The following is a 25473-nucleotide window of genomic DNA, read 5'->3' as shown; positions in this document are numbered from 1 at the left end:
TCCACATGAGCATGCCCCAAATTCACCTCGAAACCCTGCCGCGCAGCATCCAGCTGGTGATGTTGCTGGGCTTTTTGGCGCTCGCCGCCTTCCCCTTTGTGGGGACCGACTTCTACACGGCCATGGTCGTGCGCATGATGATCCTGGCCATCCTGGCCATGAGCCTGGATTTGCTGCAAGGCGTGACGGGCCTCGTGTCACTGGGCCATGCGGCTTACTTTGGTCTGGCCGGTTATGTGCTGGCGTTTGTCACACCACAAAACGAACCCATCAGCCTGCTCAGCAGCTTGCCGCTGGCCGTCGGCGGCTCTGCCCTGGCGGCTTTGGTCATCGGCTTTTTGGTGGTGCGCACCCACGGCATCTACTTCATCATGGTGACCATGGCTTTCGCGCAGATGATTTTCTACATCTTCTTTGACAACAAGGCCCTGGGCGGCTCGGACGGTTTGTTCCTGAACTTCCGCCCCGATGCAGGCGTGATCGACCTGGAAAACAAGCGGGTGTTTTATTACTTCACGCTGGGCTGTTTGCTCGCGGTGTATGTGTTTTTGCGCCGCCTGCTCTGGAGCCCCTTTGGCCGGGCGCTGTCGGGCATCCGCGTGAACGAGCACCGCATGCGGGCCCTGGGCTTCAACACCTTCAGCCACAAGCTCGCCGCCTTCACGCTGGCCGGGGCCTTGGCGGGCCTGGCGGGTTATTTGTGGGCCGCACAAACCGGGTTTGTGAACCCCGAGCTCATGGGCTTTCACATGAGCGCCCACGCCATCATGATGGTGATTTTGGGTGGCATGGGCAATTTCGCGGGCGCCATTGTGGGGGCCTTCAGCTTTGAGTATTTGCTGCACGTCTTCAAAGACCTGCCCGATGTGGGCAGCTTCAAAACCGGCAAGCACTGGCAAATGTGGATGGGCTTGTTCATCGTAGCTTTGATCATCTTTGCACCCAAAGGCATTTTGGGCCTGATCAACCGGGTTTTCGGCAGCCAAACAGCCAAGGAGGCGGGCCATGACTGATCGCCAAGCTTTGCTGTCCGCCCGTGGTTTGACCAAGCGCTTTGGCGGCCTGGCGGCCGTCAACGACGTGTCGCTGGATTTGTGGCTCGGCCACATCCACGCCGTCATTGGCCCCAACGGCGCGGGCAAGTCCACACTGACCAACCTGCTCTCGGGCGACCTGCCCCCCACCAGTGGCAGCATCACCTTGGGCGAAGAGTCCATCACCGGTTGGACCCCCGAGAAAATTTCGCGCCATGGCCTCGGCCGCAGCTACCAAAAGACCAACATTTTCAGCACCTTCAGCGTGTGGGATAACGTGCGCTTGTCTGCGCAATCGCGTGTGCAGCCTTCGCCCTTCAACCCGCTGGGTTGGGTGCGGACAGCCGCCCGCATGCAGGCTGTCAACGCGCGGGCCGAAGGCGCCATTGAACTCGCGGGCCTGCAAGACCGCCGCCAGGCCCTGGCCGGAGCCACCAGCCATGGCGAGCAACGCCAGCTCGAAATCGCCATGACCCTGGCCACCGAGCCCCGCGTGCTGCTGCTCGATGAACCGCTGGCCGGCATGGGCCAGGCCGAGGCCGAGCGCATGGTGCAGCTGCTGCTGCGCCTCAAAAAAGACCACGCGATTTTGCTGGTCGAGCACGACATGGACGCCGTGTTCACCCTGGCCGACCACCTGACGGTGATGGTCAACGGGCAAGTGATTGCGAGCGACACGCCTGCGGCCGTGCGCGCCGATGCGGGTGTGCAAGCGGCGTACTTGGGTGAGGAACATTGAGATGAGCAATTTGTTGATCCAGGCCCAAGACCTGAACACCTACTACGGCGCCAGCCACATCCTGCGCGGCGTGAACTTTTCTGTCGGCCGGGGCGAGACGATCGGCCTCATGGGCCGCAACGGCATGGGCAAAAGCACCTTGCTCAAATCCATCATGGGCATCGTGCCACCGCGCTCGGGCACGGTGGACATCAAGGGCCAGCGCATGAACGGCCGCCCCACGTTTGAAGTGGCGCAGCTGGGCATTGCCTATGTGCCCGAAGGCCGGGGCATTTTCGGCAACCTGAGCGTGGTGGAGAACCTCAAAATGGCTGCCCGTGCCGGTAGCCAAGGCCAACGCGACTGGACCTACGAGCGGGTGCTGGAGACCTTTCCGCGCCTGAAAGAACGCCTGGGCCACGGCGGGCAGCAACTGTCGGGCGGCGAGCAACAGATGCTCACCATCGGCCGGGCACTCATGACCAACCCCGACGTGCTCATCCTGGACGAAGCCACCGAAGGTCTGGCCCCGCTGATCGCCCGCGACATCTGGCGCATCTGCAGCCTGATCAAGGCCAGCGGCATCAGCTCGATCATCGTTGACAAAAACTGGAAACACGTCACCCAGATCACCGACCGCAACATCATCCTGGTCAAGGGGCAAGTGGTGTTCGAAGGCTCCTCGCAAATCCTGCTGGACGACCCCAGCGTGCTGGAACAGCATTTGGGCGTTTGAGCCCTGTCACAACAAAGGTCGCAACTCCCGCGCTGCATCCAGCAGCAGAGGCAACCACTTGCGCTGCACAGCGGCGTCGCTCAACTGCTCGGCAGTGCCCACCACGTTCAGCGCAGCCAGGGTCTGGCCCTGCATGTTGCGCAGCGGCACCGCCAACGCATGGATGCCCAGCTCGTGGCCATCGCGGGCCAGGCAATGGTCCGCCTGCCGCACCTGTTCGATCAGCGCCTTGAACCGAACGGCACTCACCTCGGTTTGCGGCGTGATGCGGGCCAGCTCCCGACCCTTTAACCAAGCGTTGAAGTCAGCCTTGGACTTGTTGGCCAGCAACACCCGCCCGGTGGACGTGGCATGTGCGGGCAAACGTGCGCCCAAGTGCAAGCCATAGGCCAGGTGCCGTACCGGCTCGGCCACGCCTGCACTGCGGGCCACGATCACGCACTCGTCGTCGTCCAACACAACCGCACTGAAAGCCGCCTGTGTTTGCGCGGCCAGCCGGTTGAGCGTAGGCTGCAGTGTGCGTGGCAGGCGCGAGGTGGCCATGTAACTTCCAGCCAAACGCAACACCCGCGCCGACAGCCAGTAGTGCGAGCCATCGGTCTCCAAATAACCCAACTCGGCCAACGTGAGCAAATGCCGCCGCGCCGCCGCTCGCGTGATGCCCGTGCGCTGCGCGGCCAGCGTGGCATTCAGGCGCTGGCGCTCGGTATCAAATGCTTCGAGAACCGACAAGCCTTTGGCCAGGCCCTCGATGTAATCTGCTTTGGCAATCGTCATGTGCACCTTGATCAAGTGGAAACAAGCCCCAGCGGCTGGATATATTTGCGCGATCATCACACAAATATTTTTTCAATCGCACAAAGTCAAGCAGGGTCTCATTCAGTCATGAGGCCTGCCCCCTAAGCTTGCAGACCTCACACCGACCCATTTCAGGAGACACCCATGAACATCACCCGCACCCAAGTGGCCATCGTTGGCGCAGGCCCCTCCGGCTTGCTGCTCGGCCAATTGCTGTTCAAGGCCGGCATTGACGCCATCATCGTCGAGCGCCAAAGTCCCGACTATGTGATTTCGCGCATCCGCGCGGGTGTGCTGGAGCAAGTGACCATGGACCTGCTGGACGAGGCAGGCGTGGGCCAGCGCATGCACAAAGAAGGCTTGGTGCACACAGGCTTTGACCTCTTGTTCAAAGGCGCACGCCACCGCATCGACATGGACCATCTCACGGGCGGCAAAAAAGTCATGGTGTACGGCCAGACCGAAGTCACCCGCGACCTGATGGACACGCGACAGGCCGAAGGTCTGCCCACGGTCTACGAAGCGCAGAATGTGCAGGTGCACGAGTTCGACACTGCCAAGCCTCGCGTCACCTACGAAAAAAATGGCCAACTGCACACCATCGAATGCGACTTCATCGCGGGCTGCGATGGCTTTCATGGCGTCTGCCGCGCCAGCGCCCCCAAAGGTGCGATCAAGGAATTTGAAAAGGTCTACCCCTTCGGCTGGTTGGGCGTGTTGTCCGACACGCCCCCTGTGCACCATGAATTGATCTACGCCAACAGCACCCGCGGCTTTGCCCTGTGCTCGCAGCGCAGCGCGACGCGCAGCCGCTATTACCTGCAAGTGCCCTTGACCGACAAGGTCGAGCAATGGTCTGACGACGCTTTTTGGGCCGAGTTGCGCAAACGCCTGGACCCAGAAGCCCGCGAGCATTTGGTGACCGGCCCCAGCATTGAGAAAAGCATCGCCCCGTTGCGCAGCTTTGTGACCGAGCCCATGCGCTTTGGCCGCATGTTCCTGGCCGGCGACGCCGCGCACATCGTGCCACCCACAGGTGCCAAAGGCCTGAACCTGGCCGCCACCGACGTGAAGTACCTGTCCACCGCCATCATCGAGTTTTATGCCGACAAGACCGAGGCGGGCATTGACGCGTATTCGGAACGCTGCCTGCGCCGCATCTGGCGTGCCGAGCGCTTTTCCTGGTGGTTCACCAGCCTGATGCACCACTTCCCGGAAAACGGCGACATCGGCCAGAAATTCCAGGACGCGGAGCTGGACTACCTGATCCACAGCGAAGCGGGTTCACGCACCATGGCCGAAAACTATGTTGGCTTGCCGCTGAATTTTGGCGAGTGAATCTTCTGTGGGAGGCCGCCCCTGCGGCCGAATGCGTACCGAGCTTTTGCACACATTCGCGAGCAGGGGCTCGCTCCCGCCAGTGATGCTGTTGTCATTTCCGGGCAGGGGTGCGCTCCTACAATACAGGGCACCATGAGCACCACCAAACCCCTGCGCGGCACGCGCGTCTTGAGTCTTGCCCTCAACCTGCCTGGCCCCGCCGCGCTGATGCGACTGGCCCAAATGGGCGCCGCTTGCACCAAGATCAACCCGCCGTCTGGCGACCCGATGCAGCACTACACGCCCAGCGGCTACGAGCTGCTGCATACAGGTGTGAAGCACAAAACACTGGACCTCAAGACAGAAAAAGGCCAAACAGCGCTGCACAAGCTCTTGCCCAAGACCGATGTGCTGCTGACCTCGTTTCGGCCATCGGCACTGACCAAGCTGGGCTTGGGTTGGAAGAGCCTGCACAAGCAATACCCTACGCTCAGCCTGATCGAGGTGGTTGGAGCCCCCGGCCCTTTGGCCGAAATCCCTGGCCACGATTTGACCTACCAGGCAGAGGTCGGTTTGGTCAACGGCATGGAGTTGCCACCCAGTTTGTTTGCGGACATGGGGGGCGCGCTCATGGCCAGCGAAGCCACGCTCAAGGCCCTGATCACCCTCAAGTCCACAGGCCAAGGCAGCCGCCACGAGGTGGCCTTGTCAGATGCCGCCGCTTGGCTGGCCCTGCCGCGGCAGCTGCGCATGACCACACCCGAAGGTGCGGTGGGCGGTGCGCACGCGGGCTACCGCATCTACGCCTGCAAAAACGGTCGTGTGGCCGTGGCAGCGCTGGAGCCGCACTTTGCCCTTCGCCTGTGCGACGCCGCAGGTGTGGCGCTCACGCACCCGGTCAAGGACTTGTTCAAACCCGCCACGCGGCAAGCGATTGAAACATTTTTGGCGGGACAAACGCGTGCCCAACTCGACCAACTGGCCGCAGCCAAAGACATCCCGTTGATGACGTTGCCAAGTTAACGCTTGCATCAGCAGCGTGGCGCAGCGCACAGTGCCCCGGGCCTTCGCGCCATACCCTTGCCCGACACCCACCAACGCAAGGTACGCCATGACCATCTCTTTTTACCGGTGGCTCTCACTTCTTTGGATCAGCGCCGTCCTCAGCCTCTCGGGCTGCGGCTACAACGAGTTCCAAAGAGGCAATGAACAAGTCAAGGCCAGCTGGTCCGAAGTGCTCAGCCAATACCAACGCCGGGCCGACCTGATTCCCAACCTGGTCAATGTCGTCAAAGGCCAGGCCGACTTTGAGCAAAGCACCTTGCAAGCCGTGGTGGAAGCGCGGTCTAAGGCCACGGCCATCCAGGCAACGCCTGAACTGGTCAACGACCCGCAAGCGTTCCAGAAATTTCAGCAGGCCCAAAGAGAACTCTCGGGCTCCTTGTCCAGGCTCTTAGTGGTGTCAGAAAACTACCCCGCACTGCAAGCCAATCAAGGCTTCATCGATCTGCAAGCCCAACTCGAAGGCACAGAAAACCGCATCACCGTGGCCCGCAATCGTTACATCAAAGCCGTGCAGGACTACAACGTCACCGTCCACTCATTCCCCTCCAACCTGACAGCTTGGGCACTGGGCTACAAAGAAAAACCCAACTTCTCGGTTGAAAACGAGCAAGCGATCGCCCGGCCACCGACCGTCGATTTCGGGCCTGCAACACCTGCAACACCCTCTGCCACTGCCCCGGGTGATGCCAAGTGAGCCTGTGGCACATCCGCTGCTTGAGCTGGCTCTTCGGGGCCTTGCTGGGCGGGCAAGTCTGCAAGGCCCAGATGCCGGTGCCGCCCTTGACGGGCCACGTGATCGACCAAACCCGCACGCTCACGCCTGCTCAGCAAGCCACGATCGAACAAACGCTGACCGCATTTGAAGCACGCAAAGGCAGCCAGCTGGCCGTCTTGCTGGTGCCCACCACCCAGCCTGAAACCATCGAGCAATATGCCCTGCGCGTGGCCGAACAATGGAAGCTGGGCCGCACCAAGGTGGACGATGGGGCCATTCTTGTGGTGGCCAAGAACGATCGCGCCGTGCGCATGGAAGTGGGTTACGGCCTGGAGGGCGCCCTGAACGATGCCACCAGCAAACGCATCATCGAAGAAAGCATCACGCCTGCTTTTCGGGAGCAAGACTTTTTCGGCGGCATCAACACCGGGCTGCAACGCATGATGGGTGTCATCGACGGCGAGCCCCTTCCCGCGCCGACTGCCGCGCCAACGGTCAAGCCGTGGATGGACATCACCTGGATCATTGCCGCCGGTGCCCTGCTGGGCTTTGGGTTGCGGGCCGTGCTGGGCCGATTCCCCGGCGCGATCATGACCGCCGCCATCGTCGGCGCCGTCTCGTGGTTCCTGCTCGGGGTACTGTCATTGGCGCTCATCGCGGGCGGCATCACCTTGCTGACCACCTGGGTGGGCTTGGCCGGATTATTGCGGGCCCGCTATGGCGGACGCGGTGGCCCCGGTGGCGGCTTCAAAGGCGGGGGCGGCGGCTTTGGCGGCGGCGGCGCTTCGGGCCGCTGGTGATCGCAGCGTGTCATCGCGCTGCGTTGGTTGACGCACTGATCACATGGGCCCACCCGTGTGCTAATGGGTTCTCTTCATCACCTCAAGGGGAAACCTTCATGCAAAAACTCAAGACCCTCACCGCCGCCCTGCTCTGTGCCAGTCTGCTGCCCATATCGGCCGCCTACGCGCAGACGATGAACAAAGCCGACTACCAGGCCAGCAAAACGCGCATCAGCGCGGACTACAAGGCCGACAAAGCCGCCTGTGGCTCGCAGTCAGGCAATGCCAAAGACATTTGCGTGGAAGAGGCCAAAGGCAAGGAAAAAGTTGCACGCGCCGAGCTGGAGTACAGCTACACCGGCAAAGCCGCCGACCGCACCAAGGTTCTGGTGGCCAAGGCCAAGGCCGCTTATGAAGTCGCCAAGGAGCGCTGCGACGACCTCTCTGGCAACGCCAAAGACGTGTGCCGCCAGGAAGCCAAAGCCATCGAGCAAAAAGCCCTGGCCGACGCCAAAATGAACAAGGAAATCGGTGAAGCCAAGAAAGACGCGGCCACCGAAAAAGTCGACGCCGACTACAAAGTGGCCATCGAAAAATGCGACGCCCTCGCAGGCGACGCCAAAGCCAGCTGCGTAGCGGCCGCCAAGGCCAAATTTGGGAAGAACTGACCATCACAAGCAGGGGCAACGCTATGCCAATCGCGTTGCTCTTGCAGCTTCTGCTAACTTCCGGTGCCAGTCTTCCCTGACAGATCTCGCAATTCGATGATCCCTGAATTCATGGTGTTCATGCCTGGGTCTTTTGACTGACGAATTTGACCAGGCCTTCGCTGGCTTCTTCGATCAAGTCCAATACGTGTTCAAACCCTTGGCTGCCACCGTAGTAGGGGTCGGGTATGACGGGTGCCTGCGTTGTTTGCAAAAATTCAGCGAATCCCCGAATCTTGTGAAGATGCTGTGCAGGGCACCTTTCTTCCAGCAAGGCGCGGTTGTCCCAATCCATGGTCAGCAGCAAATCGAATTCCTCGAAGTCACGCTCAACAACGGGCCTGGCCCTCAAATGCGACAAGTCATAACCTCGTTGATGCGCATGAGCCTGGCTGCGTTCATCGGGTGGCGCGTCGGGGTGGAAGTTATGCGTTCCTGCTGAGTCGATTTTGACTTTGTGCAGAAGATTTTGCTCGGCCATTTTTTGAGAGAAAACGGCTTGTGCCGTTGGACTTCGACAGATGTTGCCCATGCAAACAAACAGAATTTTGAAATCAGCGGGGTTCATTGCAGTCTTTGTTACGGGTGCACAAGTGGGAGTCAGGCCTTTCGCCCCAGATCAGATGCGTCGGGCCAAAACCACAGCCGCTGAAGAACCCCAGCCGACAGTCCAGCACCAAATCCGCAAAAACAAACCCGGATGGCTGCCAGCCAAGGCCGCAGACTCATCCCGGTGATGCTGTTCATCTGCTTGACAGCGAATCAACAGCGGCAGCAAGCCCTCAGGGGCGCCGTGCGCGTGAATATGATCAATTTGCTGCTGGTAATGGTGATCGACAAAGGTCTCGACCGCTGCAATCGTGGCGTAAACAGCAGGGCGACCTGTCAGGGCTGGCAATGCGCCTGTCAGCCATCCAGCCAAACGCCATGGCCCCAAAAGACGACTCCGCTGCGAGGCGGGCAACCAATTTTCCACTTCAGCCAAATGGTCGGCTTCGGTCGCGCCATGTGCCTGGGCAAAAGCCATGAGCTCTAGGTCGCCGCGCCACTGCGCAACAGCTTGAATGCCTTTGTAAATGTAGACAGCACCCGTCTCACCCGCATGGTCAGAACGCAGTTCCTGCACAAGATGGTGGGACAGGCCTTTTGTCATCCGCAGCGGTGTTTCAGACACCCAGCAGTTTCTTGGCTTCGGTCAGCGCTTTCATGGATTCAGTGTGCTTGCCTTCTTTGTGCAATTTTTCACCTTCTTCGCGCAAGGCTCTCACTTTGGACATGTCAGCGGCTGGCAATGCCGCCGAGGGCATCTTGGCATCGATGGCTCGCATCTCACCAGGACAGCCATGCGCTGAAGCCGTGGCTGCAAAAAATACAAATACTGAACCCAGAACAAGATGTTTCATAGTGGAACTCCAGTTGTTGAGTCCGCAGGATATGGCAACCTGTCTGGCAGAAGACATCTCAAGAATGGTTTGTCCCCAGTTACTGCTGGGAAATAGCCTGCTCAAGGCAAGGTGCATTCACATCTCTGGGTGGTCAGTTGGTGGAAATGTGAATTGTTGAAGCACGCGTGCCGCGATGGCCAAATTTTCAAATCGTCTTTCCAGTCGGTCAAAGGGCGAAATCTCTGCCAGCCTCCAGATGGCCAGGGAGCACGAGAATGACAAGCTAAAGCCGACCATCGCCACGCGTTCGCACGCCATTGCGCTGCCAGCTCAATGGTTCAACTGCCCCCAAGCCTTTTCCAGCCGCTTGATGCTCACCGGCTGCGGGGTGCGCAGTTCTTGCGCGAAGAAGCTCACGCGCAGCTCTTCCAGTAGCCAGCGGAACTCCAGCATGCGGGCGTCTTGTGCGCCTTTGCGTTCGGCCACCAGACGCCAGTAGCGTTGCTCTTGCGGCTTCAGCTCGGTCAGGCGTTGGGCGTCGCGGGCGGGGTCGGCGCGGTATTTGTCCAGGCGCAGGGTGATGGCCTTGAGGTAGCGGGCGTAGTGCTGCAGCTGCGGCCACGGGGTGGCGGCCATGAAGTTTTTGGGCATCAGGCGTTGCAGTTGCTGGGTGCAGTCTGCCGTCGCATCAGGCGCATTTTTAGTGTCCTTGATCTTGCGGGTGGCCGCGCCAAACTCCAGCAAGATGCTGCCCGCCAGCCGGGCCACTTCGTTGGCGATCAAGGTGAGGCGTCCCCGGCCTTCTTCGATGCGGCGCTTGAAGGTGATTTCATCGTTGGGCAGCGGGTCAAGCAAGAAAGCACGATCCAGCGCCACGTCGATGATCTGGGTTTTCAGCTCATCCGCCGTGCCCAGCGGCATGTAGGCCACGGCCATTTTTTGCAGATCGGGGATGTTTTTTTCCAGGTACTTGAGCGCGTCCTTGATCTGCAGCGCAAACAGGCGGCGCAGGCCTGAGCGGTTTTTGTTGGCGGCCACGTCGGGCTCGTCAAACACCTCGATCGTCACGGCGTCTTGCATGTCCACCAGCGCCGGGAAGCCGATCAGGGTCTGGCCGCCTTTGCTGATTTCCATCAGCTCGGGGAGTTCGCCGAAGGTCCAGGTGGTGTAGCGCTGGGGGGCCAGGGGCTTGGGGGCTGCGGTTGCTTTGGCCGAGGCGGGTGCGCGTTGGCTGGATGGCCGCGCTTCACTCGCCATGACGGGAGAGTTATCCGCTTTGTTTTGAGGAGTGTTCGCAGGTGATGGGCTGGCAGCGACTTTGAGCTGCGCCAGCGCCTGGAAAGCACCCCGTGCTTTGGCGCCCAGCTCGCCTTTGAGGGCGCCCAGGTTGCGGCCCATGCCCAGCTGGCGGCCGTGCTCGTCGACCACCAGCAGGTTCATGAACAAGTGCGGGCTGAGCATGTCGTGTTTGAAGTCAGTGCGTTTGACGTCCAGACTGGTTTCGTCGCGCACTTTTTTGAGCAGCACGTCGGTCAGCGACCCGGCACCAAACAGCTCGGGGGCTGACAACTCGGCCGCGATGCGCGTGGCCGATTCGGGCAGCGGCACAAAGCGGCTGCGCGGGCGCTGCGGCAGGCTTTTGAGCAGCGCCTGAATTTTGTCTTTGAGCAGGCCGGGCACCAGCCATTCGCAGCGGTCTTCGCTCACTTGGTTGAGCACAAACAAAGGCACGGTGACCGTGACGCCATCGCGGGCATCGCCCGGCTCGTGCAGATAAGTGGCTTGGCAATCGGTGCCGCCCAGGCGGATGTGTTTGGGGAAAGCCTGCGTGGTGATGCCTGCGGCTTCGTGGCGCATCAACTCTTCGCGGGTGAGCATCAGCAGGCGCGGCTGCTTGACGCTTTCTTGCCGATACCACTCTTCGAGCAAACGGCCGCTGCAGACTTCGGGCGGGATTTGCTGGTCGTAAAAGGCGTAGATCAGTTCGTCGTCCACCAACACGTCTTGACGGCGCGACTTGTGCTCCAGCTCTTCGACCTTGGCGATCATCTTGTGGTTGGCGGCCAGGAAAGGCAGCTTGGTCTCCCACTGGTCGCCCACCAGCGCTTCGCGGATGAAGATGTCGCGTGCGCCGTGCAAGTCCACCCGGCTGTAGGCCGTGCGCCGCCCGCTGTAGACCACCAGGCCGTAAAGCGTGGCGCGTTCCAGCGCCACCACTTCGGCCGATTTCTTTTCCCAATGCGGGTCGAGCACCTGTTTGCGCAGCAGGTGCGCGCCCACTTGCTCCAACCACTGCGGCTCGATGGCCGCGATGCCCCGGCCAAACAGGCGCGTGGTCTCCACCAGTTCGGCCACCACGATCCAGCGGCCCGGCTTTTTGGAGAGGTGCGCGCCGGGGTGTTTGTGGAACTTGATGCCACGTGCGCCCAGATAGGCGTCCTCATCTTCGAGCTTGTAGCCCACGTTGCCGAGCAGGCCCGCCAGCATGGACAGGTGCAGCTGCTCATACGTGGCGGGCTGCGTGTTGATGCGCCATTGGTGCTCGGTCACCACGGTGAGCAGCTGGGTGTGCGTGTCGCGCCACTCGCGCACGCGCCGGATGTTGATGAAGTTCTGGCGCAGCAGCTGCTCGTATTGGCGGTTGCTGAGTTTGTGGGTGGATGCGGGGGCATGGATGCCCGCCCCCTTTGTCACACCCGGCTTGACCGGGTGTCCATGGGGGGCATGGATACCCGCGTTCGCGGGTATGACAGAGGCGGTCGAAGCACCTGGTCTGGGGCCGCCTCGGGCGTCATGAATCCACTTCCAGAGTTTGAGATAACCCGTGAATTCGCTCTTGTCGTCGTCGAACTTGGCGTGCGCCTGGTCGGCCTGGGCCTGGGCGTCCATGGGGCGGTCGCGCACGTCTTGCACGCTCATGGCGCTGGCGATGACCAGCACTTCGTCGAGCGCGCTGCGGTGGCGCGCTTCCAAAATCATGCGGCCCACGCGGGGGTCCAGAGGCAGGCGGGCCAGCTCTTTGCCGATGGGGGTGAGTTCGTTGTCGTCATCGACCGCGCCCAGCTCGGCCAAGAGCTGGTAGCCGTCGGTGATGGCGCGTTTGGACGGCGCTTCGATGAACGGGAAGTCTTCCACCACGCCCAAGTGCAACGACTTCATGCGCAAGATCACGCCTGCCAAAGACGAGCGCAAAATTTCCGGGTCGGTGAAGCGCGGGCGGCCTGCAAAGTCCTTTTCGTCGTACAGGCGGATGCAAATGCCGTTGGCCACGCGGCCGCAGCGGCCCGCACGCTGGTTGGCCGCCGCCTGGCTGATCGGCTCAACCATCAGCTGCTCAACCTTGCTGCGCAAGCTGTAGCGCTTGACCCGCGCCGTGCCCGCGTCGATCACATAACGGATGCCGGGCACCGTGAGCGAGGTTTCGGCCACGTTGGTGGCCAGCACGATGCGACGGCCGTTGGACGCTTCAAAAATCCGGTCCTGCTCGGCCTGTGACAGGCGGGCAAACAGCGGCAGCACTTCGGCGTTGCGCGTGAGCGGCTGGTGCGCCAGGTGTTTGCGCAGGTGGTCGGCGGCCTCGCGGATCTCGCGCTCGCCGGGCAAGAAGATCAGGATGTCGCCGCCTGCCCCGCCTTGCCAGAGTTCGTCCACGGCATCGGCCATGGCCTCGTTCAGGCCGTAGTCACGCGACTCCTCAAACGGGCGGTAGCGCTGCTCGACCGGGAAGGTGCGGCCCGACACCATGATGACCGGGGCCGGGCCGTTGCGGGATGCAAAGTGTTTGGCAAAGCGGTCGGCATCGATGGTGGCCGAAGTCACCACGATCTTGAGGTCCGGTCTGCGCGGCAAGATTTGTCGCAGGTAGCCCAGCAAAAAGTCGATGTTCAGGCTGCGTTCGTGCGCCTCGTCGATGATGATCGTGTCGTAGGCCTGCAGCAGCGGGTCGGTCTGGGTTTCGGCCAGCAAGATGCCGTCGGTCATGAGCTTGACCGAGGCGTTTTTGCTCAAACGGTCCTGAAACCGCACCTTGAAACCCACCACCTCGCCCAGCGGTGTCTTCAATTCCTCCGCAATACGCTTGGCCACCGAGCTGGCCGCAATGCGCCGGGGCTGGGTGTGGCCGATCAGGCGGCCCTTCTCTCCGGGCTTGGCGTTCAAGCGTCCACGCCCCAGCATCAGCGCAATTTTGGGCAGCTGGGTGGTCTTGCCCGAGCCGGTTTCACCGCACACGATGATGACCTGGTGCTGGTCCATGGCGGCCATGATTTCTTCACGGCGGGCCGAGACGGGCAGGCCTTCGGGGAAGTCGATTTGGAGGGGGGTGTCAGACAAGGCGAAAACTTCTGTGAAAATCAAGGCAAGAACAGCTCGGGATTATCCCAGCCCGACGCCCCGCCACCTTTGCCGCCCCCAGATTGCCCATGTCCACTGTCTTCAACTTCACCTTTGTGCCCTGGTTCCGGTCGGTGGCCCCCTACATCCACATGCACCGGGGCAAGACCTTTGTGGTCGGCATCGCGGGCGAGGCGATTGCGGCGGGCAAGCTGCAAAACCTGGCGCAAGACCTGGCCCTGATCCAGAGCATGGGCGTCAAGATCGTGCTGGTGCACGGCTTTCGCCCGCAGGTCAACGAGCAACTGGCCGCCAAAGGCCACACGCCCAAGTACTCACACGGCATCCGCATCACCGACAGCGTGGCGCTCGATTGCGCGCAAGAAGCCGCAGGCCAGCTGCGTTACGAGATCGAAGCGGCTTTCAGCCAGGGCTTGCCCAACACCCCCATGGCGGGCTCTACGGTGCGGGTGATTTCAGGCAACTTCATCACCGCAAGGCCCGTGGGCATTGTGGATGGCGTGGATTTCCAGCACTCGGGCCTGGTGCGCAAGGTGGACGTGGACGGCATCATGCGCACACTGGACATGGGGGCGATGGTGCTGCTGTCGCCCTTTGGCTTCTCGCCCACGGGGGAGGCCTTCAACCTGGCCATGGAAGAGGTCGCCACCAGCGTGGCCGCCGAGCTGCAGGCCGACAAACTGATTTTTGTGACCGAGATTCCGGGCATCCGCATGCAGCCGGGTGAGCCCGCCAGCGACGACAACCCCATCGACACCGAGCTGCCACTGGCAGCGGCCAAACAGTTGCTGGCCTCGCTGCCCCCGCCGACCGAGCCGACCGACATTGGTTTTTACCTGCAGCACTGCGTCAAAGCCTGCGAAGAAGGCGTGGAGCGCTCGCACATCCTGCCCTTTGCAGTCGACGGCTCGCTGCTGCTGGAGGTGTATGTGCACGACGGCATCGGCACCATGGTGGTGGACGAAAAGCTCGAAGAACTGCGCGAGGCCACCGCCGACGACGTGGGCGGCATCTTGCAGCTGATCGAGCCGTTCGAGAAAGACGGCACCCTGGTCAAGCGTGACCGCACCGAGATCGAACGCGACATCGACCACTACACCATCATCGACCACGACGGCGTGATCTTTGCCTGCGCAGCGCTCTATCCCTACCCCGAAGCCAAGACGGCCGAGATGGCCGCGCTGACGGTGTCGCCCCAGTCACAGGGCCAGGGTGACGGCGAGAAGATTTTGAAGCGCGTGGAGCAACGCGCCCGCGCCATGGGCCTCAAAAGCATCTTTGTGCTGACCACCCGCACCATGCACTGGTTCATCAAACGCGGCTTTGTGCAGGTCGACCCCGACTGGCTGCCTGAGGCCCGCAAACGCAAATACAACTGGGACCGCAAGAGCCAGGTGCTGGTCAAGAAACTCTGAACCAGAGCCTGTGTGGGAGCGGTTTCTGACCGCGTGAAGGCCGCCAACCGCTTGAACGGCGGCCGAAACCCGCCCAGGCGAGCGCATGAGCTCGTCATCGTTTGCGTCTTAAGCTGTCATCGCGAGCAAAGCGTGGCGATCCAGTGCATGCCGCCCACCCACAGCTGGATTGCTGCGTCGCTTCGCTCCTCGCAACGACGGCAATGGTGAGTCACGCGACCGATAAGAACATCAGCGGTTCTTGAATGCCCTGTACGCGATCCAAAGACCGGCCACCGCAAACACCACGAACGCGACAAACGACCAGTTGGCGATCGAGCCGCCCAGAAAGGTCCAGTCGATTTTGGTGCAGTCGCCGCTGCCTTTGAAGATCATGGGGATGGCGCGGTTGATCGGGAAGTTTTCGACCATGCCGTAAAAGTCCCGCCCGCAGGTCACGATCTCTGGCGGGTACCACTGCAACCAGCTCTGGCGGGCAGCGGTGAACGCCCCAAAACCAGCCGTCAACGCCAGCAGCAAGGCCGATACCGCCAAACCCCAGCCACGCAAACGCCAACCCATGGCCCCGAACAGCACCACGCCGATCAGGGCATAACGCTGCACGATGCACATGGGGCAAGGGTTCAGGCCCACCACATGCTGCAGATAGAGGCCAAAAATCAGCATCCCGATGCCCGACAAGGCGATCAGAGCCATCCAGCGTGGGGGGGTGATGGAAGTCAGATTCATGGGTAATTCCAAAAGCAAACGGGCGCATTGTGCGCCCGTGTCCAAGCCGCATCGGTGGGGCCTGTCACAAAACCCCTGCCCGATCAGGATTCGGCAAACGCGCGTTCGATGACGAAAGCGCCAGGCGTGCTGGTGTTGCCTTCTTTCAGGCCGCGCTCTTCACAAATGCGCTTGAGGTCCTTGAGCATTTCGGGGGAGCCGCAGATCATCACCCGATCGGTCTCTGGGTTGAGCGTGGGCAGGCCCAAATCTGCAAACAACTTACCGTTTTCTATCAGATCGGTCACCCGACCCTGGTGTTTGTAAGGCTCGCGGGTCACAGTGGGGTAGTACAGCAGTTGCTGACTGACCATCTCGCCCAAAAACTCGTTGGCAGGCAGCTCTTTCGTGATGTAGTCGTGGTAAGCCAGCTCGTTGACTTGGCGCACGCCGTGCACCAGGATGACTTTTTCAAAGCGCTCATAGGTATCGGGATCGCGGATGATGCTCATGAACGGGGCCAGACCCGTGCCAGTGGACAGCAAATACAGGTTTTTTCCGGGCAACAGGTAGTCGCACAGCAAGGTGCCCGTGGGCTTGCGGCCCACCACGATGGTGTCGCCCGCCTGGATGTGCTGCAGCCTGGAGGTCAACGGGCCATCGGGCACCTTGATGCTCAAAAATTCAAGGTGCTCTTCGTAATTGGCGCTGGCAATCGAGTAAGCACGCAACAGCGGTTTGCCGTTGTCGCCGCGCAGGCCGATCATGGTGAAGTGGCCGTTGGAAAAACGCAGGGCCTGGTCGCGGGTGGTGGTGAAGCTGAACAGGCGGTCGGTCCAGTGGTGAACGCTCAAAACGCGCTCTTCAAGAAATGCACTCATTTGATATTTGTCTGTGTTGGGGCGGGACCAGAGACCCAATGCCCTTGGGGGATGCTGAAAGCTTGCTACAGTTACGGCCTGTAAGACCACACGGAAACGGATCAAACCCGATTGTCGTGTGAACCGCTCCCAACTGGAAATACTGAAATTCTATATCCGTATAACCAGCGCTTCTTTAGACAGATCAAGGCTCGACACCACCATGGCACGTACCGTTCAATGCATCAAACTCGGCAAAGAAGCTGAAGGCCTGGATTTTCCGCCCTACCCCGGCGAGCTGGGCAAACGCATCTGGGAAGGCGTGAGCAAGCAAGCCTGGGCCGACTGGCTCAAGCACCAGACCATGCTGGTCAATGAAAACCGCCTGAACCTGGCCGATCTGCGGGCCCGCCAATACCTGGCCCGCCAGATGGAAAACCACTTTTTCGGCGATGGCGCCGACGCCGCCCAAGGCTATGTGCCACCCGCAGCGGGCTGATGCCTCGCTGCGCTTGACCCCCTGCTGTTTGATCCCTTGAGCTCACCACTCGACGAGCGCGAAGCGCTGGTGATCGGTGCGGGCTTGTCTGGCTCGGCTGTGGCGCACAGCCTGGCTGTACGGGGCTGGGCCGTCACTGTGCTCGACCAAGCCCAGGGCGTGGGTGCTGGCGCATCGGGCCTGCCTGCGGGTTTGGCAGCGCCGCATGTTTCACCCGACGACAACGTGCTCTCGCGCATCACGCGTGCAGGCGTGCAAGCCACCCTGCAACGCGCCCAGACCTTGCTGCACAGCGGCACCGACTGGGCCCTGAGCGGCGTTCTGGAACACAACTTGGCGGACAAACGCAGATTGCCTGCGGACAACACCGATCAGCACAGCACCCCGGCAACTCCAGCGCAAATCGCTGCGGCTGGCCTGCCACCCGGCTCGCCCGCACTTTGGCATGCGCAAGCGGGCTGGATTCGACCCCGGCAGCTGGTGGCCGCGCAGCTGCAAACACCGGGCGTGCAGGTGCGCTGGGGCCAGCAGGTGCAAGGCATCGAGCGGCGCGGCGAGCAATGGGCCGTGACCGATGCCCAAGGCCAAACGCTGGGCCAGGCCCCTTGGCTGGTGGTGGCCAGCGCATTTGACAGTCTGGCATTGCTGCAACCCCTGCCCGGCTTTGCCGTGCCGCTGAACCCTTTGCGCGGACAAGTCAGTTTTGGCCATATGGCCCACTTGACCGATGCCCAGCGCCAGCTGCTGCCAGCTTTTCCGGTCAACGGCCACGGCAGCTTCATCAGCGGCGTGCCCACGCCTGAGGGAGGGCCCGGCTGGTTCATCGGCTCCACCTTTGAGCGCAACTGCGAGCAAACCCCCGTGCGCGAAGAAGACCACGCCGCCAACCAACTGCGCCTGGCCACGCTGCTGCCCGCTTTGGGCCAGGCCATGGCCGGGCAATTCGGGCTGGACCGGGTACAGGGCTGGGCAGGTTTGCGCTGCACCCTGCCCAACCGCTTGCCTGCGGTCGGCCCAGTCGACCGCCAGCGCCTGCCGGGCCTGTGCCTGAGCACGGGCATGGGTGCACGCGGCATCAGCCTGGCCGTGTTGTGCGGTGAACTGACCGCCGCCTGGCTCAACCACGAGCCCCTGGCCTTGCCTGAATCTTTGGCCAAGCACCTGGCAGCTGAGCGCTTCGCTCGCGCCTGAAATCAGATTGCCCTCACCGCATGGCCTTGAGCCACATGCGGTGCAGCAATTTGCGCCAGCTTTGCACCCGACTGACGTGGTTGCTGTAGTTGCCACTGAACAGCTTGCGGATCAGCGCATCGCGCTGCGCTTCACTGAGCACAAAACGCCCACTCAAGCGACCGGGCCAGCGGCGCAGGATCTGCAGCGGCACCTCGCCCACCTCCCGGATCACCAGGCTGAGGTCATCGCTGCCCTCGGGCAAAGCTGAACCGGCCGGGTCAGCGCTCAAATGGAACCCGTCCACGCTGGCATCCACCAACAAAACGGGCAGGGACTGACCACCCCATTGCAGCAGCGCAGGTTCTTGCAGCTCAAAACGCTCTTCGCGGCGCAGGCGCGGCCCTTCGATGCACAGCAACGCGGCCAGCGCCAGCGCAAACACATTCAGGCCAGACCAAAACACCGCGATCGGAAAAAATTCGGTGAAAGGCACCACCGCCAGCTCGGGCGTCACATTGATCAACAGCCCCAGCAAGGTCAGGCCCAAAGTGAGCAAAATCGGCGTGAGGGTGACGCTGTCGACCTGCCGGCCGCCTACCGACATCGAACCCTTGGGCGTGACGCGAAAGGGTTTGCCAAAAGGCTTGATCAGCGAAGCCAGCACCGTTGGTGCGAGCCTGAAGCTGGAAAAGACGCTGGCAGGCACCGACACCAGCGGGATGTAGTGCGAGCCCACCAGCCAACGGGTCGCCAAAAACAGCCCCGCCAGCAAGGGCAGCTGAAAGCGAACCAGGTCGCCCGTGTTGGTGAACTGCAAAGGCATCCAGCCCAGCAAGAGGTAAGCCAGCGGGATGAGCAGCAAGAACAGGCGCACAAAATATTGGGTGAGCCAGCTGGTCGGGAAAAACAGCAGGCGCTGCATGGGCGTGAGTCCTGGCCCCAACGGCCCCCAACGCAAAAACAGCGACTGGATGGCGCCCCGGCACCAGCGTTCACGCTGCACAAAAAAGCCCTCGATCGACTCGGCCGCCAAACCCATGCTCAGGCGCTCGTTCAGGTACACCGTGCGGTAGCCCTGGCGCAGCATGACCAAGGTGGTAAGCAGGTCCTCGGTGATGCTCTCGGTCGGGATGCCACCCGCTGCATCCAGCGCCTGCCGCCGCATGATGCTGCAGGAGCCGCAGCAAAATGAGGCCTCCCAAGCGTCACGCGAAGCCGCCATCTGATCAAAAAACAAACGCTGCTCGTCCGGATAGTCCTGCATCAGGCCCAGATTGGTCTGGATCGGGTCTTTGTTGTAGAAGTGCTGGGGCGTTTGCACAATGCCCACGCTGTCGTCCACAAACAAGCCCAAGGTGCGCCGAATGAAGCTGCGTGAGGGCACAAAATCGGCGTCGAACACGGCCACAAACGCGCCTCGGGCGTGCTGCAGCGCGTGGTTCAGGTTGCCCGCTTTGGCGTGCAGGTTGTCGGGCCGCGTCAGGTAACGCACGCCGTGGCGGGCGCAATAGGCCTGTAACCAATCGCGGCGGCCGTCGTCCAACACCCAAACCGTCTTGTTCGGGTAATCGATGGCCTGCGCACCCAGGATGGTTTTCTCCAGCACATCCAGTGGCTCGTTGTAGGTGGGAATGAACACATCCACCTCAGGCTGGCCCAACACGGCCGCGCCATCGACCGCATCGGCCTGGGCGCTGCGGGTGTTGATGCGGCTCATGATCAGCAAAAAGGTGCCCACTTCCAAAAGCGCCAGCAACTCGATCAGGCCCACCGCCCAGATCCAGGCTTGGGCCTGCCAGCCTTGCCCACCCGCCACCTGCAAGGTCGAGCCCACGCGCCACACCAGGTAAGGCAGCAACAACACCGCAGGCACCAGGGTCACCGCCAGCCTGACATGAGGGTGGTCGCGGCGCGTGTCCCACAACAGGGCAAACAGCCCCAGCACCAACAGCAGCGGGATAAGGTTCTCGTCAATCACGTGGTGATCATGTTGTGCCCATGGCGGTCACGCGGCTGAACAACATCTGGGGGTTCCAGCTGCGCGGAATCTTCACATCCACCACGCGGCCGGCGTAGCACAGGCTGGACTCGGGTTGGGGCAAGTCTTGCGGCCGAATATCGACCAGCACCCGGCCCTCGTTGCGCTCGCGACGCAACTGCGCGGCCAGGGTCAAGTCAACACCGGTGTTGCCGCTGCCACTGGTGGCGCGCACTTTGCCCTGCAGCCAATCGCTGGTGCCCAACAGGCGGTATTGCACCAGCGTGCCAGGGGACATGTGGTGTAGCTGGCTTTCAGGCACCGCCACATCCACAAAGGCATCACGGCAGTGAATGACCTGGGCCAGCTCGGCGCCCGCAGTGACCTCGCTGCCGTTGGCGAAAAATTTGCGCCACAGCAAGCCTTGCACAGGGGCGTTGAAAGGGGCCTCCTGCAGCGCTTGCTGACCGTCACCACCTTGGGCCAACTGGTGTTGAATTTGTTGCACGCGGCTTTGCGTTTCACGCAACCGGGTGTGCAGTTCGGCCATCTGGATGCGCAAGTCCTCCAGTTTTTGTTGGCTGTAGGGCACATCGTTGCGCCCCTGCCCCAGGTACACCTGATCGCGCACAGCCGCACCTTCGATGCGCAGCATTTTTTCACGCGCCTGGATGGCTTCGAGCCGGGCCTGACTGGCTTGCAAAGCATTGCGGGCGGCATCGATTTGCAGCGGCGAGATGAAATTCTCCCGAGCCAATCGCTCCTGGCGAGCCAGGGTGTCCGCGTCTTGGCGCAATTGCGCCTGCTGAGCAGTGGCCTGAGCCGCCACCTCGGCCAACTGCTCCTGCAATCTGGCCAGCTCATGGTCAGCGTGTCGCTTGGCACGTTGCTCAAATGCACGCTGAAGCCGCTGCCAATCGGTTTGCTGGCTTTGCAAGCCTTGCAGCCGCTCTTGCAAACTCAGCAGCTCATTCTCCAGGCTCTCACGCGCCCGCAGACTGAGCACCCGACCCAGCGGCGTCTCCGAAGACACTGCTTGGCCGGCGGTAGCATTGAAATCTTGCACCGTGCCGGAAATGGGCGAATGCACCGACAACACAGGTGCATTGACGACAGCGTGGCTGCTTTGCTGGTTCAGCACGGCAGGAACAGCCACCACCATCGCCGTCAGAAAAATCAGACCACCAATGCCCCTGCGCAACCATTTGCCCGACAAGATCCGGGCTTTTTGTTCTTGTTGTGCCATTTTTTCCCCTGGATCACCCGTGCTCAATATTTACTAAATTTGCTAACATCATAATTCTTGCAAATATCATTGCAAGCAAAGTTGAATTTAAAAGTCAACCAATTTCTTTTTGATTGAAGCCATGCATCGACACCCTCCGTTCTGGATTGCCACTTTGTATCTGTTGGTTTTGATCCTACCCATGACAGCCACTGCGCAGGTCACTCAGACCAACAAGCCCCCTGTACTCATTGGGTTTGATGGGGCTTACGGCCAGAAAACCAACACCGCGCCCATCGCCATCGAATTGGGCGCCCGAGCGGCCATCGACGAAATTAACCGGGCCGGCGGTGTGCTGGGCGGGCGGCCCCTGCAGCTGGTGACGACCGACAACAAAGGCGTCTCGGCCCGAGGCAAAGACAACTTCGTCGAACTGGCCCAGATGAAAGACATGGTGGTGGTGTTGGGCGGCAAGTACAGCCCCATCAGCGTTGAGGTGCTGCCGGAAGCCCACCGACTCAAAGTGCCGCTGATCAGCGTTTGGGGTTCGGCCGACGGCATCACCGACCACCCCTACCGCCCCTCTTACACCTTCCGGGTCTCGCTCAAGGACGACTGGGGCATCGAAGCCATGATGCGCCGCATGGCCAACACCTACAAAGCCTCGCAGGTCTGCGCCTTTTTGCCCAACACCTCCTGGGGCCGCTCGGCCGATGCGGTGATCAAGTCCAAAGCCAGCCGCTACAAACTCAACTTTGGTGTGGTGCGTTGGTACAACTGGGGCGACACCAGCTTTGCCGAAGACTACCGTCGCTGCCTCGATAACCAGGGCCAGGCTTTGATGTTTGTGGGCAATGAAAAGGAAGCCACCATCTTGCTCAAGGAAATGGCTGCCCTGCCCGCCGACAAGCGCCTGCCGGTGGTCGCGCACTGGGGCACTGTGGGCGGGCTGCTGCACGAGATGGTGGGGCCGGCACTGGGCCAGGTGTCCTTTGACGTGATCCAGACCTTCAGCTTCCTGCAAAACCAACGACCCCGCGCCAAAGCGCTGGCCCAGTGGATTCACACCCACAGCCCCTACAAAACAGCCAACGCCATCCCCAGCCCAGTAGGCGCCGCGCACGCCTACGACACCGTGCATTTGCTGGCCTTGGCGGTCGAACGCGCCCGCAGCACACAGGGCAGCCGCGTGCGCGATGCCCTCGAAAAACTGCCCCCCTTCTCTGGGGCTGTGCGAGACTACAAACCTGCCTTCACGGCGACGCGCCACGATGCTTTGGACGCCAGCCAAGTTCTGTTCGTGCGCGTCGGACCAGACGGCACACTGACACCCACACCATGAACACACCCGCCCCACAGCATTCGGTTTCGCTGCGCGAGCAAATCACCAACCGTTTGCTCAGAATTTTGGGAACCTATGTGCTGGGGTTTACCGGCCTGATTTTCTTGCTCACGCTGGCCAGCGTGAGTTATTTCCACCGCAGCGAACTGCAGCAGTACCGGGCACTGATCGCCACCAAACTGTCGGCCGAGCTGTCGGCCATCGTGCGCGAAGCCGACTCGGTGGGTAATTCCTCGGTGGTCTGGACGGGCCTGACCGACTCGGCCGGACGCGAAGCCTATCTGGAGCCCTTGCTGGCCAAGATGAACCGCAACCCGCACCACCAGATTGATTTGCTGGATTACCGGGGGCGAGACTTCATCTTGAGCCCAACCTCCAGCCAGCGACCCCGCCTGGACAGCGCGGCGATCGAGCGCACCATCGAGGAGGGTCGACCCCAGGTGCAGCTCTACCCCTCGGACCAAGGTCAATTGCTGCTGTTTTCCTTGCCCGTGATCGCACCCTTCTCGGACAGCCCGCTGGGTATTTTGCTCAGCAGCATCAACCTGACGCGCGAGCTGACCAGCCTGGGTTTGCCAGAAAGCCTGGGGCTGAACTACAGCCTCACCCCCCCCCACAGCGAAGGCATGGGCTCAGTGCTGACGACTTACAGCGCGGTGCCCATCCTTTTCGAGCACGAACAAATGGTGCTTTATGTGGAAGTGACCCTGCCCATGTGGCAAAGGCTGTTGGTGGCTTTCCTGGCGGTGGCCATGACCTTGGCAGGCGGTGCCTGGCTCTACCGCCGGCTGGGCAACTGGGCTGAGGGTTTTGCCAAAGACCTGACCGACCGGCTCGACGCCTTGGTGGAAGTGACCTCCAAGATCGCCACCGACGGGGTGGCCCCCGCCTTCCACGACGACGAGGGCGATGAGATCACTGCTGTATTCGATGCCGTACAGGCCATCGTGCTGCGCCAGCGGGCCATCGGACAAAAGCTGCTGGTGTCGTCGCGGGTGTTCGAGACCGCCGCAGAAGCGATTTTGATCACCAACGACCAAGGGCGCATTGCCGACGTCAACGCCGCCTTGCTGCGCATGACCGGTTACCCGCGTGAAGAGCTCATCGACCAGCCCGCAGGCCTGCTCTACCGGTTGCAGGAAACCTCGCAAGAAGGCGTGAACATCGGGGAGGCCGTGCGTCAGCACGGGGAATGGCGTGGCGAAACCTTCTTCCTCACGCGTGATCAGCGCCCCATCCCGGTCATGCTGGCGGTGTCGGCCCTGTTTGATGAGCACCAGCAAAGTCTGGGCAATGTGGCCATCTTCTCCGACATCAGCGCTCTGAAACTGGCCGAAGACCGGCTGCGCGATCTGAGTTACCAAGACCCTCTGACCGGCCTGCCCAACTACCGCGCGTTTGCCGAATTGATGCACACCCAGCTCAGGCCCGACAACGCGCACGCCCACCGCTTTGCCCTGCTGTTCATCGACCTGGACCACCTGAAACTGATCAACGACAGCTTTGGCCACGAACAAGGCGACCAGGTGATCTTGCAGATCGCACAAAACCTGTCGCGCTTTTTGCCCCAACCCCACTTTTTGTGCCGCCGCTCGGGTGATGAGTTCATCGCGATTTTGTACATGAAGGACAACGTGGCCGGCATGCAGCAAAAGCTCAGCGACTCGATGCAGTCGGTGACGCACCGCATCGAGCTGCCCGGCGGCGTGATGACACAGGCCTCGTTTTCGGTGGGCGCGGTGGTCTACCCCGACCATGCGCAAACCCTCAACGAACTGTTGGTCCTGGCCGACTCGGCCTTGCAGTCCTCCAAAGAGGCGGGGCGTGCCCGCGTGACTTGGCTGAACAACGAGATCATCTTGCGCCTGACGCGTCGCCACCGCATCGAAGCCCGCCTGGCCGATGCCCTGCGCGAGCGCCTGATCCGCCCGCACTACCAGCCGGAGGTGCAGTTGCGCGATGGCCGAGTGCGTGGCTTTGAGGCGCTGGCCCGCTGGGATGACCCCGAACTGGGGCCCGTGTCTCCCGGCGAGTTCATCCCCATCGCCGAGAGCATGGGTCTGATCGACCCGCTGACCGAGATCATGCTCTGTCAGATCGTAGACGACCTCACCCCGCTGCGCACACGCTTTCCCGAAGCCAATGTGGCCTTCAATGTCTCGGCCAAACAGCTGAGCAACCGCCGGATTTTCCGCATCCTGACGAACTGCATCGATGCCAAATGCAGCAGCTTCGAGGGTCTGGTGATGGAAGTGACAGAAACCGAGCTGATCCAGGGTCTGGAGGACGCCAATTTGCAGCTCGAACTGCTGATCGGGCTGGGCGTCGAGATCGCCATCGACGATTTCGGCAAAGGCTATTCTTCACTCGCAAGGCTGGGCCAATTGCCGATTCGCAAGCTCAAAATCGACAGCTCTTTTGTCTGGTCAGTACAAGACCCCAACACCGTGAAAATCATTCAGGCCGTTTTGGCCCTGGCCCGCGCCTTGCACATGGAGGTCACCGTGGAAGGGGTGGAAACCTTCTTCCAGCGCGATGTGCTGCTGGGCCTGGGCTGCAACAAGGCCCAGGGCTTCTTGTTTGCACGCCCCATGCCTTTGGCAGACATCCTGGAGCTGCCCTCGCACCTGGAGCCCGCCTGAGCCGTCTTTGGAAGAAGC

General features: G+C 61.5%; 22 protein-coding genes. 13 read left to right on the top strand and 9 right to left on the bottom strand.

Annotated elements, in window-relative coordinates; all coding sequences use genetic code 11:
* Positions 1-5 precede the first annotated feature (5 nt).
* The 3 genes from ACHEXL_RS04520 to ACHEXL_RS04510 are packed head-to-tail and all read left to right on the top strand — an operon-like array spanning position 6 to position 2488.
* Positions 6-1013, top strand: a complete 1008-nt coding sequence (locus ACHEXL_RS04520; protein WP_416560830.1) for a branched-chain amino acid ABC transporter permease — start codon at positions 6-8, stop codon at positions 1011-1013.
* On the top strand, positions 1006-1773 hold the full coding sequence (locus tag ACHEXL_RS04515) for an ABC transporter ATP-binding protein (protein WP_416560829.1): 768 nt from the start codon (positions 1006-1008) through the stop codon (positions 1771-1773). The genes ACHEXL_RS04520 and ACHEXL_RS04515 overlap by 8 nt, the downstream gene beginning before the upstream one ends.
* Position 1774: 1 nt before the next feature.
* A complete protein-coding gene (locus ACHEXL_RS04510) occupies positions 1775-2488 on the top strand; it encodes an ABC transporter ATP-binding protein (protein ID WP_291928382.1) in 714 nt (237 codons plus the stop codon).
* Between the two features lie 6 nt (positions 2489-2494).
* Here ACHEXL_RS04510 and ACHEXL_RS04505 read toward each other — a convergent pair whose 3' ends face one another.
* Positions 2495-3265, bottom strand: coding sequence for an IclR family transcriptional regulator domain-containing protein (locus tag ACHEXL_RS04505; RefSeq protein ID WP_416560828.1), 771 nt, complete (start codon positions 3263-3265; stop codon positions 2495-2497).
* 165 nt (positions 3266-3430) lie between these two features.
* Here ACHEXL_RS04505 and pobA point away from each other — a divergent pair, with 165 nt between their 5' ends.
* From pobA to ACHEXL_RS04480, 5 genes are all read left to right on the top strand, one after another.
* Complete coding sequence (pobA, locus tag ACHEXL_RS04500) at positions 3431-4624, top strand: 4-hydroxybenzoate 3-monooxygenase (protein ID WP_416560827.1); 1194 nt, start codon at positions 3431-3433, stop codon at positions 4622-4624.
* A 135-nt stretch (positions 4625-4759) separates the two neighbouring features.
* Positions 4760-5629: a CoA transferase gene (locus ACHEXL_RS04495; RefSeq protein ID WP_416560826.1), complete on the top strand. Its 870-nt coding sequence runs from the start codon at positions 4760-4762 to the stop codon at positions 5627-5629.
* An 88-nt stretch (positions 5630-5717) separates the two neighbouring features.
* Entirely contained in the window at positions 5718-6365 is a 648-nt protein-coding gene (locus ACHEXL_RS04490; RefSeq protein WP_416560825.1) for a LemA family protein, read from the top strand.
* A gap of 71 nt (positions 6366-6436) precedes the next feature.
* Complete coding sequence (locus ACHEXL_RS04485) at positions 6437-7186, top strand: TPM domain-containing protein (protein ID WP_416561307.1); 750 nt, start codon at positions 6437-6439, stop codon at positions 7184-7186.
* Positions 7187-7284: 98 nt separating this feature from the next.
* On the top strand, positions 7285-7836 hold the full coding sequence (locus ACHEXL_RS04480) for a hypothetical protein (RefSeq protein ID WP_416560824.1): 552 nt from the start codon (positions 7285-7287) through the stop codon (positions 7834-7836).
* Between the two features lie 118 nt (positions 7837-7954).
* Here ACHEXL_RS04480 and ACHEXL_RS04475 read toward each other — a convergent pair whose 3' ends face one another.
* The 4 genes from ACHEXL_RS04475 to hrpA form a co-directional block, all read right to left on the bottom strand.
* Positions 7955-8443: a low molecular weight protein-tyrosine-phosphatase gene (locus tag ACHEXL_RS04475; protein WP_416560823.1), complete on the bottom strand. Its 489-nt coding sequence runs from the start codon at positions 8441-8443 to the stop codon at positions 7955-7957.
* A 51-nt stretch (positions 8444-8494) separates the two neighbouring features.
* The gene (locus ACHEXL_RS04470; protein ID WP_416560822.1) at positions 8495-9001 is read right to left on the bottom strand and encodes a demethoxyubiquinone hydroxylase family protein; all 507 of its coding nucleotides are present in this window, start codon (positions 8999-9001) and stop codon (positions 8495-8497) included.
* A 40-nt stretch (positions 9002-9041) separates the two neighbouring features.
* Entirely contained in the window at positions 9042-9395 is a 354-nt protein-coding gene (locus ACHEXL_RS04465; RefSeq protein ID WP_416560821.1) for a hypothetical protein, read from the bottom strand.
* A 195-nt stretch (positions 9396-9590) separates the two neighbouring features.
* Positions 9591-13523, bottom strand: coding sequence for an ATP-dependent RNA helicase HrpA (hrpA, locus tag ACHEXL_RS04460; RefSeq protein ID WP_416561306.1), 3933 nt, complete (start codon positions 13521-13523; stop codon positions 9591-9593).
* Positions 13524-13681: 158 nt separating this feature from the next.
* On the opposite strand from hrpA, the gene argA reads away from it, so the two are divergent.
* Positions 13682-15028 (top strand): amino-acid N-acetyltransferase, encoded by a 1347-nt coding sequence (gene argA / locus ACHEXL_RS04455; protein ID WP_291928411.1) that lies wholly within the window; start codon positions 13682-13684, stop codon positions 15026-15028.
* A 231-nt stretch (positions 15029-15259) separates the two neighbouring features.
* Here argA and ACHEXL_RS04450 read toward each other — a convergent pair whose 3' ends face one another.
* Positions 15260-15757 (bottom strand): disulfide bond formation protein B, encoded by a 498-nt coding sequence (locus ACHEXL_RS04450; protein WP_416560820.1) that lies wholly within the window; start codon positions 15755-15757, stop codon positions 15260-15262.
* Between the two features lie 83 nt (positions 15758-15840).
* Positions 15841-16617: a ferredoxin--NADP reductase gene (locus ACHEXL_RS04445; protein ID WP_416560819.1), complete on the bottom strand. Its 777-nt coding sequence runs from the start codon at positions 16615-16617 to the stop codon at positions 15841-15843.
* Between the two features lie 202 nt (positions 16618-16819).
* Between ACHEXL_RS04445 and ACHEXL_RS04440 the strand changes: the two genes are divergently transcribed.
* Both ACHEXL_RS04440 and mnmC read left to right on the top strand, forming a co-directional pair.
* A complete protein-coding gene (locus tag ACHEXL_RS04440) occupies positions 16820-17095 on the top strand; it encodes an oxidative damage protection protein (RefSeq protein ID WP_062405287.1) in 276 nt (91 codons plus the stop codon).
* A gap of 36 nt (positions 17096-17131) precedes the next feature.
* Positions 17132-18286, top strand: coding sequence for an FAD-dependent 5-carboxymethylaminomethyl-2-thiouridine(34) oxidoreductase MnmC (mnmC, locus tag ACHEXL_RS04435; protein WP_416560818.1), 1155 nt, complete (start codon positions 17132-17134; stop codon positions 18284-18286).
* A gap of 13 nt (positions 18287-18299) precedes the next feature.
* Here mnmC and ACHEXL_RS04430 read toward each other — a convergent pair whose 3' ends face one another.
* Both ACHEXL_RS04430 and ACHEXL_RS04425 read right to left on the bottom strand, forming a co-directional pair.
* Positions 18300-20246: a glycosyltransferase family 2 protein gene (locus ACHEXL_RS04430; protein ID WP_416560817.1), complete on the bottom strand. Its 1947-nt coding sequence runs from the start codon at positions 20244-20246 to the stop codon at positions 18300-18302.
* A gap of 7 nt (positions 20247-20253) precedes the next feature.
* Positions 20254-21492 carry an HlyD family secretion protein gene (locus ACHEXL_RS04425; RefSeq protein ID WP_416560816.1) on the bottom strand — a complete coding sequence of 413 codons (1239 nt, stop codon included), beginning with the start codon at positions 21490-21492 and terminating at the stop codon, positions 20254-20256.
* 121 nt (positions 21493-21613) lie between these two features.
* Here ACHEXL_RS04425 and ACHEXL_RS04420 point away from each other — a divergent pair, with 121 nt between their 5' ends.
* Together ACHEXL_RS04420 and ACHEXL_RS04415 are read left to right on the top strand one after the other, a co-directional pair.
* Complete coding sequence (locus ACHEXL_RS04420; RefSeq protein ID WP_416560815.1) at positions 21614-22813, top strand: ABC transporter substrate-binding protein; 1200 nt, start codon at positions 21614-21616, stop codon at positions 22811-22813.
* Positions 22810-25455 carry a putative bifunctional diguanylate cyclase/phosphodiesterase gene (locus tag ACHEXL_RS04415; protein ID WP_416560814.1) on the top strand — a complete coding sequence of 882 codons (2646 nt, stop codon included), beginning with the start codon at positions 22810-22812 and terminating at the stop codon, positions 25453-25455. Before ACHEXL_RS04420 ends, ACHEXL_RS04415 begins: the two co-directional genes overlap by 4 nt.
* Positions 25456-25473 lie beyond the last annotated feature (18 nt).

The sequence above is a fragment of the Limnohabitans sp. YIMB22184 genome, from assembly GCF_048020265.1.
Lineage (GTDB): Bacteria > Pseudomonadota > Gammaproteobacteria > Burkholderiales > Burkholderiaceae_C > Limnohabitans_A.
This window is presented reverse-complemented; position numbering and strand designations above follow the sequence as displayed.